Origin of the sequence: Pseudoalteromonas rubra (assembly GCF_004212645.1) — a bacterium.
GTDB classification, from domain to species: domain Bacteria; phylum Pseudomonadota; class Gammaproteobacteria; order Enterobacterales; family Alteromonadaceae; genus Pseudoalteromonas; species Pseudoalteromonas rubra_G.
In genome coordinates this window covers 1-12,287 of sequence record NZ_PPUZ01000151.1, presented here as the reverse complement: position 1 = coordinate 12,287, position 12,287 = coordinate 1, and the positions used below count along the sequence as shown (strand labels likewise).

Here is a 12,287-nt window from a genome sequence, read left to right as displayed (position 1 = left end):
AATGGCGGAGAAGGAGGGATTCGAACCCTCGATAGGGCTACAAACCCTATACTCCCTTAGCAGGGGAGCGCCTTCAGCCACTCGGCCACCTCTCCGGCGCAAAAACTTAAAAATGGCGGAGAGATAGGGATTTGAACCCTAGATACGCTATTAACGTATGCCGGTTTTCAAGACCGGTGCTTTCAACCACTCAGCCATCTCTCCATGGGCAAAGATAATACTTAGCGAATTTGGCGCTGTAAATAGTTTTTGAATTGTTTGCTTAAATTTTGTGCTAATAACGTCAGTTTTTTACGACTTTGGCCGATTTATGGGCGAATAGGTGTGTTTTATGATATTGAGATAAGCGGGAGATGGCAGAAACTGGGCACGACCGGTTGGGAAGATCATGCCCTAAGCAGACTTACTTATACATAACCACCTGACTTAACATCAGTTGTTTACCCAGCTTGTTCAACCAGGCTGTCAGGTTAAAGCGGCGTTTAATCACTGGCGCTTCGACTGGGTTTAGGGTGGTTTGCGTGTTGCTGCACGCTGCAGCTGAATTAAGCATGTCTGACTCCTCAAAATCGTTAGTAAATGCGTCTGTATCGACATGGTTATTTTGCGTGCATTGTGGCCAAAAATAAAACGATAAAAATTATCGGCGAGAGATTAGAAAAACTAATTAAAAAATGAGTTTTGGTGGCGTGTTACAGTCTCTTAAATGGTTTTTTATTCACTTTTGTGAATGGTGGTGATTTGTTTTGTGTATTAATTTACAGTCACTTGCCATGTTTTTCTTTGTTCTTAGGTGCTTGTTATGGGTAATTATTCAGATAAATTGATTTTATTGCTTTGGGGTTTGGTTGTTAGTTGTTTATAAGCCCGGAGGCGGGGGAAGACTACAGCGACATTTACGCTGGTTACGCGCGCAGGCAAAGCAACGCCAGCTTGCCATTAGCTGCTACGAGACCACCGGGTTTTATGGCCGGGATCATGATGCTATCCGGCTGCAGGCTCAGGCCCAGAAACTGATTGTGGTTGTCGGGGGGGACGGGACCATCAACCTGGTTGTCAATGCAATGTACGGATCAGCGGCCCAGCTGGCGTGCTTGCCAGCCGGAACCGGCAATGATTTTTGTCGTCAGTTTGGCTATTCGCAGCGGCAATGGCGTGCGTCGGTGTTTTCGTCACATTGCATTGCCCTGGATCTGGGGGCTATCGGTACGCGTTATTTTATCAATATTGCCGGTGTTGGGTTTAATGCGGAGGTGGTCAAGAGCCTGCGGGGCAATAAAAGTGTCGGGGCGCTGAGCTATGTGTGGGGCGGTATTAAACAGTTATGCTGTGCGCCGACGGTGCAGCTGACAACGGCCCAGGGACCCGAATTAAAACACGGCATGATGCTGTTGCTGGCCAATGGCCGCTTTTTTGCCGCCGGGCTAAAACCTGCGCCTCTGGCAAGCTTACAGGATGGCCAGCTGGAGTGTCTGTGGTTCTCTGCTCGTAACTGGTGGCAGCGCTTGGTGGTGTTTGCGGCTATGCTGCTGGGGTGTCATCAGCACTTACCCTGGGTGCATCGGGAAAAACGCACCCAGCTGGATATCACAACACCTGGCCTGGCGGTGGAGGCCGACGGCGACCTGGTGGCAACAACGCCCGTGACCATCCGCAGCCTGCCAGGCGCTGTGCAGCTTAGGGTCTTGCCTGCGACGGGGTCGTCGGAGTGAGCCAGGCACGAATGCGCTGGTACGGTGTAAGCACAATGGCATTGCCGATCAGCACCAGCGAGAACCCGATAAAGGTATTGAGCTGCCAGACAAACCCTTCAAACCAGGTGCTGAGGGTGACAGCCACCAGGGGGAACAGCACGATCAGGTAGCTGGCTTTTTCCGGGCCAATGTTTTTGAGCAGGTGGAAGTAACAGGCAAACGCAATCACAGTACCAAACACCGACAAGTACAGCAGCGATCCCCAGTATTGCGCGTCGGCCTCAATGCTAAATTGCAGCGGGCTGAGCGCCACATAACCGCCTAAAAACAGCGCACTATACAGCATGCCCCAGGCATTCCCCTGCAATACGCCAATCTGGCGATTGGAGTTGCGTACGCTAACCATGTTGCCGAGCGAGGCGATAAACATACCTGCCAGCGCCAGCAGTAAACCAATGAAAGCATCACTGCTGAGATCGGCACTGCGCAAGTCTTGCCAGAATAAACTAACGATCCCTCCAAGTCCCAGCGCTGCACCAATGTAGATGCGGCCCGCAATGGGCTTGGCAAAAAACAGTCGGGTATTGACGATATTGGCGACCAGCAAGAGTGAGAAAGCAATCGAGGCCATCGCGGACGTCAGGCTGCCTTGCGCCCAGTAAAGAAAGAGATAGTTTAAGCCAAAGTTGCCCAGCGCCAGCAACATAAAAAAGCCGTGATCAGTGAGCGAGTAGCGCATCGGTGGCCGATTGATCAGCACATAACACCACATACAGGCGGCAGAAATCGCGAAGCGGTAAAACAAAGAGACCACTTCGTCTACCGTACCCAGCTGGAATTCAATTGCCAGCCAGGTGGAGCCCCAGATCAGGACAGTGATCGTATACAGAAAAGCATTGTTCATTCTTTCAACTCACAGGAAGGACTAGTCAGCGTGGCCAGTTTAACGATATATTCTGTATATGCCAGATACAAAAAATGTGTTTTTAAACCTATACAGATGAAAGGCACGATGGATCATTCTACTTTTAAACCTGATTACCTCTATCAGCAAGTCATCACCGTGGTCAAAGAGATGGTTGAGCAGGAGCTGCTGCTGCCAGGGGATAAGTTGCCGTCGCTCAGAGCTATGGCAAGCCGACTGCGTGTGAGTATTCCTACGGTACAACAGGCCTACCAGCAGCTTGAGATGACTGGGCTGGTGGTTGCCCGTGAAAAGTCCGGCTACTTTTTGCAAAGTGGGCACGACACAGCCACTCCCAGGCGCAGTAAATTACCTGCCAAGCCTGTGATGGTGAATAAACAGCAGCTCATTGAGCAGGTATACGAGGGGATCCATCTGCCAGATGTGGCACCGCTGGGGCTCGCCAACCCGGTTGCAGCGGCCAGTCCGCAACAGGCGCTGGCCAAAAGTATGCGCCAGGCGATGCGTCAGGCTCAGGCACGGATGCTGGATTATGGTGCTATTGATGGCCTGGCGATGCTCAAAGCGCAGATAGTGCAATACTATCTGGCGCTGGGACTGACGGTGAACAGCGATGACCTGATCATCACCAATGGTGCCCAGGAGGCGATCGCCATTGCGTTGCAGTGCGTAACTCAGCCCGGTGACATTGTGGCGATAGAATCACCTTGCTACTTTGGCATTGTTGAGCTGGTTGAAAATCTGGGTCTGAAAGCGATAGAAATCCCCGTATGTCCGGACGACGGGCTGTGGCTTGACGACCTCAGTGCTGCGTTGTCGCGGCATCCTATCAAAGCGTGTCTGTTTTCAACCAGTATCAACAACCCACTGGGCAGTCAGATGCCCGAATCTCGTATGCAGCAGTTGCTGACATTACTGCGTGCGCATGACGTGGTACTCATTGAAGATGATGTATATGGCGATTTATATTTTGGTGAGCAGCGGATAAGGCCGGCGCAGTGCTTTGCAGCACCCGGAGAGGTGCTGACCTGCTCGTCGTTTTCTAAAACCGTAGCGCCGGGCTACCGGGTTGGTTGGATGCTGGCTGGGCCGTACAGTGCCCGGGCAAAGCGCTTTAAACGCGCGCTGAGCTGCTCAGCTCCCATGATGAACCAATGGGCGTTGGCAGATTTTATGGCCAGTGGTGAGTTTCAGCGCCATTTACGGCAATTACGCAAACGCCTTTACGACAATAAACAAAAAATGCGTCTGGCGGTGCAAAAGTATTTTCCCGAACATGTGCGTGTCAGTGACCCAAAAGGCGGCTGTGTGTTATGGCTGGACTTAGGCGGAGCTTATGATGGCGGGCTGTTTTTTCAGCTGGCGCTGCGCGCCGGGATCAGCGTAGCGCCGGGCGCGATATTCAGTGCCTATGAGCGCTATCGCAGCTGCGTGCGGATCAGTTATGGTTTGCCCTGGAATGCGGAAATGGAGGGCTATGTACGCACCCTTGGCACGCTCGTTCAGCAGGCAAAAAAGCAGCCACAACCGCAGTAAATGGAATACTGATGACGGTGTGGCTGACTGCGCAGGGAAAGCGTTGATTTAGCGATAGTTAAATAATTGATAGCCTTTTAGCTGCGGGATCATCGCGCTCAGCTGTGCCTCTTGTGCTGCAATCGACTCAAACCGGCCACATAACGCGTTGGCCTGTTGCTCCAGGGCTTTTGCCTGACCTTCGACCCGTTGCTCCAGTTCACTGCCGAGATTTTCCATTCGTTGCTCGAAGCTTTCCATGTCGCCGCCTGAGTTCACCATTTCAGATCCAATAGCAACTAACAGGCTGCCAATAGACTCCATCATGGCACCTTCAATGGCTTGTTCTATTTTTTCTTCAAACTGGTGTTCAAACTGTTCACCAAACTCATTAAAGGTCTGCTCACCCATCACAAAGGTGCCTTGTTGATAGAACGCGCCTTCAATCTCTGAGTGCAGCTCGTCCATCAGGCCAGTCAATGCATCAAAGCTATGCAAATTGAAGGCGGAGGCGACTTCCTCAATCGCGACTCCGGCCAGCTCAACGCCCTGTAATGCAATGCTGGCCACTTTGGGCAGTTCGGCTCTGAGGGTGTCGGCATACGTTTGCATGGCCAGGCGCTCATCCTGATCCAGATTAACGGCTTGGTTTGCGATATACAGATAGCCCTGCGCGTCTATCATCACAGGCTGACCATTACCATTTTTGATATACAACTGGTCGGGCGTAATTTGTACATCGTTTTTAAAGTCTACGGCGCATTCATCAGCACTGACAGAAAAATGTGTATCGGTCTGGGCTATCGCCTGGCTAGATAAAACCAGCGTTGAAGCAAGTAAAATTGTTTTCATACTATGTTCCTTGGGCTGTTGATGACACAGAGGAAGTAACAAAAACAGTGCCAAATTATTATGTTATTGATAAACATGGCTTTTGATTGTGTTGAGCGCTTTGCTGGCGTGTTTGCTGGTTGGAGATATGACTAAAAAATAGTGTTTTTAGCCAGTTTGTATATTGGTGATTGTGGCAATAAAAAATATTTATCGTATAGATAAAAAAGTCTTGCTTTTCAGCGCCCGCATTTAGCGCTAAATACTAACTTAAGCAGTGTCAGCACAGCGTGTACTGCTGGACTATTTAGCACAATTAAGTTTTGGAGCTCATCGTGGGTAAAACATTTTCCTATGATCCGTTAGATGATGATTATGAAGACGACTTTGGGTCGTTAGACAAAGAATTACAGGCACAGCAAAAGAAGCGGGTGAAACGCCGTCTGGATGACTATCTGGAGCAGAAACGGCTGAAGCGTAATCTTGGAGAGGACGACCTAGACTTTTTAGACGATTGAGCGGGTAAACGGGCCTGTCAGGCCAATTCGGCATACCTTAATGTGCCGAGATATACATATTAAAAGAATAAGGCAGCCTTAGCTGCCTTAGTTATTTTATACGCTTAGTCTTTGAATGAATTGTGGCAGTCTTTACAGCCTTTTGCCCAATCTTTGAATGCCGCGCCAATGACCTTTTTGTCACCTGATTGTGCCGCGACGGCCAATTTTTGTGCATAGTCTGCAAAAGCCTGTGCTTTCTTATCAAACGTCGCTCTGTCAGACCAGATAGCAGGTAATGCGTCGGTTTCACCCTTATCAGATCCTGCTGGGAATGCTTCCCATGGCATAGCAGACAGCTGCGCCGCATTGTTTGCGCGCTGTTTAAAGCGCTCTGCGTCAAACGGTACCTTACCTTTGAGCATATCGCCCATGTCACCAATCTGATAACGGATCAACTGAAACGCGGCTTTACGATACTCGATGGCGTCTTCTGGTTTTTCGAATATTGAATTGGCCTGAACATTCAGCGACAGTCCGGTTAATAAACTTGTTAATAGCAATGTGATTCTCATTTTGACCCCTTGAATTAAAAAACTGCCTCTTTTCTATGTCTTTACAAAAGATATTGCAAGTCTCTTAGACGAGTTAGACGTTTTGGACTACAGTTGGTTCTCAATTTGTGTGTTTTTTGTTCTTCACGCTTTACAAACGCTTCAATGTGACAACATGATGGCGCGATGGTTTACGTTTGTTTACAGTTTTAATTTTCTTAATAAACAGAAGCTTGTGACTGAAGTTGTGATTTGGTTGAAAAGTTTGTAACTTCTTTGTGTGTTTAATATTGTAATTAACAGTGAAGTCACACTATATTGATGGACGAATCTACTCTCTAAAACTAAAAGAAACATCTTTTACACAACAAGTCCTAGGGGAAACTATGGCCAAGTATTCATTTAAAGCCACCGCGGTAGCAACTGCGGTCTCAGGTGCATTAATGGCAGCGTCAGCAACGGCTGCAACCGTACAAGTTCAATCAAGCACACCACTAAAAATCAGCAAGGTTGCTTTAGACAAAAGCAGCATCTCCGAAGCACGCACCAACGCGTATTTGGTCGTTATGAAGCAAAACACGGCCGTAGATCTAGTATCAAAAGGTACTTACAGCGAAGCCGCTGCAAAGCACACGTTTGCCACTGTACAGGCTGCACAGTCTAACCTAAGACAACAAATTCAACAGCTTGAGCCAAGCGCTAAAGTACTGGGTTCAACCAAAGTGTTGGCATCGACGCTGATCGTTGAGGCGTCTGACAGCACACTAGATAAACTGCGCAACAATGTTGCGGTAGATCGCATTCTGCCACTGAGAGACTCTCAGCTGTTTGTTGCAGAAAGTTCTGGTTACATCGGTGCTGACGCTGTGAAGCAAAACCTGGATATCACCGGTAAAGATGTCAAGGTGGCAGTACTAGATACTGGTATCGACTACACACACAAAGTATTTAACGAAGCTGCAGGTACTCTTGAAGCGTATGAAGCAGAAGCCACTGATCCAGCATCAGTGACTTGGCCACAAGGCCAGGTGAAAGGTGGTTACGACTATGTGCGTAACGACGCTGACCCGATTGAAGACGATCCAAGATTCCGTGCCGACGCGGAAGAGCTGACTGACCACGGTACCCACGTTTCACATGACGTAACCGGTATTGCACCTGATGTTGAGTTGTATGTTTACTCAGTGTGTGGCGGCGGTTGTACCTGGGCTGCGCAGATCAATGCACTTGAAGCTGCAATGGACCCTAACGGTGATGGCGATATCAGCGACCGTGTTGACCTGATGAATATGTCACTGGGTGGCGAATTCGGTAACACTTACACCGGTGACGGCACACAGTACCTGATCCAGCGCGCCGTTGAACTTGGCACCAATATGATCATTGCTGCAGGTAATGACGATGATATTCCATTCCGTGTTGGTGGCCCAAGTACAACGCCAAATGCGATGTCTGTCGCTTCACTGACTCACCCGACACTTGAAAGCCTGTTCGGTGAAGGCACCATTGCCGGTTCACAAACTGTGATCCAGCCTGCGAGCTTTGGTCCACAAGTTGCGTTTGCCTTTACTCAGGACGATGCTGAGCTGGTTTACCCAAGCGCAAACCAAAATGGTTGTACTATTCCGCCTGCCGACGATGCAGAGCCTGGCACTGAAGGTACAAACCCGTTTGCTGATATGGATTTCACAGGAAAAGCGGTTCTGATTGACCGTGGTGCCTGTGCCTTTACAGAAAAAGTACTGAATGCCCAGGAGCGTGGTGCGGTACTGGTTCTGATTGCGAACAACAATGACGATGGTACGCCGGCACCTATGGGTGGTAGCAACTCTGCAGTCACCATCCCATCAGTGGGTATTAATTTTGCTGCGGGTGATGCGCTTAAAAACCAGCTACGTGATGGCGCGGCAACTTATAGCGTTTCTGGCGTATTGAAATCAACGACGGGCGGCGTGTCTGGCTTCTCTTCACGTGGTCCTTCAATGGACGGTTTGTTGAAACCTGAAATTGCAGCGCCTGGTTCAAATATTCTGGCGGCCGCGCCTGCTACTGGCGACCAGCTTCACAGAATGTCTGGTACCTCTATGGCGAGCCCAATTGTGGCGGGTGCAGTTGCACTGATGAAAGAAGGTCGTCCTGAACTGGACGCGTTTGAAATCAAAGCCATGCTGATGAACACAGCAAATCTGGACATCCATGTTGATTCACTTAATGTTGACCCAGAGTCTCCACTGGCGCCAATCAGCCGCATCGGTGCAGGTCTGATCAATGTTGAAAAAGCCATGGCTTCACCAGTTGCAGCATGGACTTGGATCTCTGAGTACGAGACAAACCAGGGTGCGCTGTCATTTGGCTTTGACCAGCTTGAAGAAACAACGACATATACTAAAACTGTTGAGCTGAAGAACTTCTCTGACGCACCTAGAACCTACAAGCTACGCACTGAAGCGCGTTACAAAAATGACGAAGATGCGGGAGCATTGAGCTGGGAATTCCCTGAAGAAGTTACAGTGCCTGCTGGTCAGACAATCGCATTTGACGTATCAGTAACGGTTGACCCTGCTAAGCTGCCTGCATGGGGTATGACTAACCCGCAATCAGCGGATGAATTGGGACCTCGCACTGCTGCATTGACCTTGTCAGAAATGGACGGTGCGCTGGTATTTGATGACGTTGAAACGGAAGGTGACCACGATCTGCACATGGTTTACCACATGTTGCCAAAAGCGCACGTGGGTGTAGAGCTTAGCTACGAAATGAAAGATGGCAACGCAATGCTGGTGGCCATGAACAATGGTTTCAGAACTGTTAATCCGGTGACAGATCAACTGATTGCAGTAAGTGAAGAGGCTGGCAAAGAAGACAAAGCGTTCAGCATCATGGGTGCGACTTTCAATGTATTCGAAGCTGAAGGCTGTACAGACACAGGCATGGCTTTCACAGCGTCAATGAAGTTACACGATGATCTTAAGCACCTGCGTCAGGCTGGTTATCAGATGAACTTTGATACCAATAATGACGGTACTTTCGACTATGCGCTGTCTATCTATAACGATGTAGGCCGCAGTGCGGCAGTACCAGGGCGTGGCCGTACAGTATCTGGTCCAATTGTTGATGGCGCGCCTGCATGGGCATTCCTGTCGCCAATGTTCCACGAAACAGGGTCTGGCACTGTGACATTCGCTGGCTGTACTGACTTACTTGGTTTGACTGCGGATCAGCTTGGCAACGAAATGAACGTTGAAGCGCTGGTTGGTTGGGATAACTACCAGCTAGGTATCAGTTCTGTGACTGACTCTATCAGCGGTAACGTTACCTTTGCTACATCAAATGCAATGCTAGTAGATGCTGAAGGTAACGCAGTTACAGAGCTTGCTCCGGGTGAGAAAGCTTATGTGAATACAGAAGCACCATTTGCAATTGCAGATGCAAGCGGCACAGAAATACTGGCAGCAGTGACTCAAGAAGTGCTGAATGGTCCAGGTGCAGCAACACCGCCAATGATTATCAGTGCAATGCACGAAACACCAGAGCATACAGAAACAGGCACTGTGTTAGGTCAGGTTGAACTTGAAGAACAAGAAGGCACAGTAGACGTTTCTGAGTTCTATGTTCGCTTCCAGTCTAACGAAGGCATCTCAGTGACCAAAGAAGGTGACATCGTAGTAACCAATGGTGACTTGCTGGATTACGACGCTGGTGTACATCAGGTAGAGCTGGTTGTTGTCGCGATTGACGTTCAGGGTAACGTTTCTGAGCAAGGCTATATCACAGTCATGATCACCAACGAAGCGGATACAACTGAAGAGCAGACACCAGTCATTGCCACTGAGCAGCGCTTTGAGGTGATGGAAAATGCAGAAGCGGGTACTGAAGTTGGCCAGCTGATGGTGATGGATCAGGATGGTGACCTTGAGTCGTTCAGCATTGAAGGCAGCTCTTCATTTGCAATCGATGCAGAAGGTAAAATCACAGTGGTCGGCCCTGTCGATTACGATGCAAGCGACATGATTAAGGTCATGGTCACTGCGAAAGACCAAGCAGGCCACAGCTCAGAAGCCGTTGAAGTTATTTTCGACGTGATTGAAGACGAGTATGAAGGCACGCCAATGGTTGAGATGTATCAGCGCTTCTCTGTGAATGAGAACGCAGCTATCGGTACTGAGATTGGTAAACTGGCATTCTCTGATGCTGATGATGATGTGACACAATTCGTTGTGACGGGTACTAACCTAATCGCTATCGATGCAGCAGGCATGATGACTGTGGCTGGTGACATTGACTTTGAGTATGAGCGTGTAATCAAGTTCAATGTTGTAGCGGTAGACGCGATGGGCAAATCGTCTGAGCCAGTAATGGTTGAGGTACGTGTGAACGACTTGACTGGTGGTGATGACAATGACGACAACGATTCAGGTTCTCTGGCTTGGTTGACGTTACTTGCAGCACCGTTTGCAGCACTACGTCGCCGTAAGCGTAAATAAGCAACTAATACTCAATTAGTTGAAAAACCGCTCCGGGTTCGCCCGGGGCGGTTTTTTTATGGGTCAAATTGAAGGAGTACGAACTAGCGCTGTGATGATTGATAAAGGCGTTATCTGGCGTGTGAGGATCAGAAGGTGGCGGATGGGTGCGGGATGTGCTCGCTCAGGCTGCTTTCACAGCCCAGGCATTGTCGAACAGGTATTGTGTTTGGGTGACGCATTGCAAACCGAGCAGGTTGCTTCTATTCCCCGATATCCTTAAATATCATGCCACGGCGCATGCTGCGTGTGGCCAGGAAAACCTCAGCAAGCAATGCCAAGAATGCGCAGATCAACAGCAGCATAGCGGCAATAAAGCAGCTCGACAGGGTTACACCCAGTGACAAGGTGTACAGGTGAGAAACAAATAACACCATGACGACTGCGCACACTAACAGTGCAGACAGCACGCTCATGCTAAAAGCAACATGAATGTAGCGCGAACGTTTAAGTAAAGCGCGCATTTCACGGGTCAGGTGATCTTTTAGTTCTTCATCCTGGCTGTTGTTTAACTTACGGTCCAGCAAGCGGGCTCGGTCTGTGATCCGCGCCAGACGATTTGATAAGACCCCCAAAGTGGCCGCAATACCGGTGATCAAAAAAACTGGTGCTACAGCGGTTTGGATCACCTTGGCCATCGTCAGTATGCTGACAACATCCCCATTCATTGCCAGCGCACCTGGTCAACCACTCCTGGCTGCTCGCCAATCAGTGTATTCACCACCCGGTTATGCTCGTCCAGCATGATCAGGCGCGGGATCCCTTTATTGGCATAGTGCTGATAAATGGCGCGATCGGGGTCGGCAACCAGTTGAAAGTCGATACCAAAGGAAGCTCGGAATGCTTTGAGTGTGTCGGCATCTTCTTCACGGCCTATGGCAATGATCTGCAGCGTGGGATCCGTCAGCAGCGTAGATGCCTTGAGTTCATTCAGGGTACGCTGAGAGTCTGAGCACCAGGTGGCAAACAGAATTACCAGTTTCTTTCCCTGGGTCAGCACGACTGGCTGGCCATCTATGTTGGTCAGCTGAGTATGCTTGAAGGTGTCGCCCGGATTGATGTAAGTTTCATACCCCTTTGGGTGGGGGACGGGCTGCTGTGTGGCATTACAGGCGCTAAGCTGGCTGCCCAGTGTGGTTATCAAAGCGGCCATGGCGAGTCGTTTTATCATTATTGTGGTCCTTGCGTTACAATACCCCATTAATGCGTATTTTTCAGGTGAGCGCAAGTTTCAGCGATGTATCTGAGGATGCGCCGTAAAAGACCGAATACGGAGCCCATCAGGGTTCACTCCAGAGTGTCATAACCATGTTGTATCTTTCTTTATTCTTGTCGGCGTTGATCTCAGCAACCTTATTGCCTGCCTCTTCGGAGCTGTTGCTAAGCGGGTTGGTTGTGAAGCAGCAGGGGGCGCTGTTAATGCTGTGGCTCAGTGCAACTGCCGGCAATGTACTGGGCAGTGTGATTAATTATTACTTGGGCACTATGGTGACTCGAGTAGAAGGTAAACGCTGGTTTCCCGTTTCCAGGAAGGCGATGGATAAGGCACAGCGGCAATTTCAGAAATATGGGGTATACAGCCTGCTGTTTGCCTGGCTGCCCGTGGTAGGCGATCCGCTCACGCTGGTTGCTGGTGTGTTTCGCACTCGGTTTAGTTTGTTTTTGGTGCTGGTGGCAGCGGGTAAGGGCCTGCGTTATGCCGTTGTCATAGTGCTGGCAGCCGGATTGATATAATACCAATTTCACTT

11 protein-coding genes and 2 tRNA genes are annotated in these 12,287 nt (G+C 49.5%); 5 read left to right on the top strand and 8 right to left on the bottom strand.

Going from position 1 to position 12,287, the window contains the following annotated elements:
- Positions 1 to 2 precede the first annotated feature (2 nt).
- From C3B51_RS23110 to C3B51_RS23740, 3 genes are all read right to left on the bottom strand, one after another.
- Positions 3 to 95 (bottom strand) — tRNA-Ser (locus C3B51_RS23110).
- Between the two features lie 18 nt (positions 96 to 113).
- Positions 114 to 204: transfer RNA gene (locus tag C3B51_RS23105), tRNA-Ser, on the bottom strand.
- 199 nt (positions 205 to 403) lie between these two features.
- Positions 404 to 553 (bottom strand): hypothetical protein, encoded by a 150-nt coding sequence (locus C3B51_RS23740; protein WP_164488166.1) that lies wholly within the window; start codon positions 551 to 553, stop codon positions 404 to 406.
- A 295-nt stretch (positions 554 to 848) separates the two neighbouring features.
- On the opposite strand from C3B51_RS23740, the gene C3B51_RS23100 reads away from it, so the two are divergent.
- Positions 849 to 1,712, top strand: coding sequence for a diacylglycerol/lipid kinase family protein (locus tag C3B51_RS23100; protein ID WP_130246538.1), 864 nt, complete (start codon positions 849 to 851; stop codon positions 1,710 to 1,712).
- Here C3B51_RS23100 and C3B51_RS23095 read toward each other — a convergent pair.
- A complete protein-coding gene (locus tag C3B51_RS23095) occupies positions 1,678 to 2,598 on the bottom strand; it encodes a DMT family transporter (RefSeq protein ID WP_130246537.1) in 921 nt (306 codons plus the stop codon). The two genes, C3B51_RS23100 and C3B51_RS23095, sit on opposite strands and share 35 nt — an antisense overlap.
- A gap of 108 nt (positions 2,599 to 2,706) precedes the next feature.
- Between C3B51_RS23095 and C3B51_RS23090 the strand changes: the two genes are divergently transcribed.
- Positions 2,707 to 4,155 (top strand): PLP-dependent aminotransferase family protein, encoded by a 1,449-nt coding sequence (locus C3B51_RS23090; protein WP_165389234.1) that lies wholly within the window; start codon positions 2,707 to 2,709, stop codon positions 4,153 to 4,155.
- 48 nt (positions 4,156 to 4,203) lie between these two features.
- Here C3B51_RS23090 and C3B51_RS23085 read toward each other — a convergent pair whose 3' ends face one another.
- Entirely contained in the window at positions 4,204 to 4,986 is a 783-nt protein-coding gene (locus C3B51_RS23085) for a YggN family protein (protein WP_130246535.1), read from the bottom strand.
- 314 nt (positions 4,987 to 5,300) lie between these two features.
- Between C3B51_RS23085 and C3B51_RS23080 the strand changes: the two genes are divergently transcribed.
- A complete protein-coding gene (locus C3B51_RS23080; RefSeq protein WP_046005890.1) occupies positions 5,301 to 5,483 on the top strand; it encodes a PA3496 family putative envelope integrity protein in 183 nt (60 codons plus the stop codon).
- 104 nt (positions 5,484 to 5,587) lie between these two features.
- Here C3B51_RS23080 and C3B51_RS23075 read toward each other — a convergent pair whose 3' ends face one another.
- Entirely contained in the window at positions 5,588 to 6,037 is a 450-nt protein-coding gene (locus C3B51_RS23075) for a c-type cytochrome (protein ID WP_130246534.1), read from the bottom strand.
- Between the two features lie 365 nt (positions 6,038 to 6,402).
- On the opposite strand from C3B51_RS23075, the gene C3B51_RS23070 reads away from it, so the two are divergent.
- Complete coding sequence (locus tag C3B51_RS23070; protein ID WP_130246533.1) at positions 6,403 to 10,500, top strand: S8 family serine peptidase; 4,098 nt, start codon at positions 6,403 to 6,405, stop codon at positions 10,498 to 10,500.
- 242 nt (positions 10,501 to 10,742) lie between these two features.
- Here the strand turns inward: C3B51_RS23070 and C3B51_RS23065 are convergent, their stop codons facing one another.
- Complete coding sequence (locus tag C3B51_RS23065; RefSeq protein WP_046005887.1) at positions 10,743 to 11,207, bottom strand: DUF2721 domain-containing protein; 465 nt, start codon at positions 11,205 to 11,207, stop codon at positions 10,743 to 10,745.
- The gene (locus tag C3B51_RS23060) at positions 11,204 to 11,710 is read right to left on the bottom strand and encodes a TlpA family protein disulfide reductase (RefSeq protein ID WP_130246532.1); all 507 of its coding nucleotides are present in this window, start codon (positions 11,708 to 11,710) and stop codon (positions 11,204 to 11,206) included. The genes C3B51_RS23065 and C3B51_RS23060 overlap by 4 nt, the downstream gene beginning before the upstream one ends.
- A 137-nt stretch (positions 11,711 to 11,847) precedes the next feature.
- On the opposite strand from C3B51_RS23060, the gene C3B51_RS23055 reads away from it, so the two are divergent.
- Entirely contained in the window at positions 11,848 to 12,273 is a 426-nt protein-coding gene (locus tag C3B51_RS23055; protein WP_130246531.1) for a YqaA family protein, read from the top strand.
- The last annotated feature ends 14 nt before the right edge of the window (positions 12,274 to 12,287 follow it).

What these genes read in the sequence shown, in the direction of transcription:
- C3B51_RS23740 (WP_164488166.1), bottom strand. Translation starts at nt 553, where the DNA reads ATGCTTAATTCAGCTGCAGCGTGCAGCAACACGCAAACCACCCTAAAC.
- C3B51_RS23095 (WP_130246537.1), bottom strand. Translation starts at nt 2,598, where the DNA reads ATGAACAATGCTTTTCTGTATACGATCACTGTCCTGATCTGGGGCTCC.
- C3B51_RS23090 (WP_165389234.1), top strand. Translation starts at nt 2,707, where the DNA reads ATGGATCATTCTACTTTTAAACCTGATTACCTCTATCAGCAAGTCATC.
- C3B51_RS23085 (WP_130246535.1), bottom strand. Translation starts at nt 4,986, where the DNA reads ATGAAAACAATTTTACTTGCTTCAACGCTGGTTTTATCTAGCCAGGCG.
- C3B51_RS23075 (WP_130246534.1), bottom strand. Translation starts at nt 6,037, where the DNA reads ATGAGAATCACATTGCTATTAACAAGTTTATTAACCGGACTGTCGCTG.
- C3B51_RS23070 (WP_130246533.1), top strand. Translation starts at nt 6,403, where the DNA reads ATGGCCAAGTATTCATTTAAAGCCACCGCGGTAGCAACTGCGGTCTCA.
- C3B51_RS23065 (WP_046005887.1), bottom strand. Translation starts at nt 11,207, where the DNA reads ATGAATGGGGATGTTGTCAGCATACTGACGATGGCCAAGGTGATCCAA.
- C3B51_RS23060 (WP_130246532.1), bottom strand. Translation starts at nt 11,710, where the DNA reads ATGATAAAACGACTCGCCATGGCCGCTTTGATAACCACACTGGGCAGC.
- C3B51_RS23055 (WP_130246531.1), top strand. Translation starts at nt 11,848, where the DNA reads ATGTTGTATCTTTCTTTATTCTTGTCGGCGTTGATCTCAGCAACCTTA.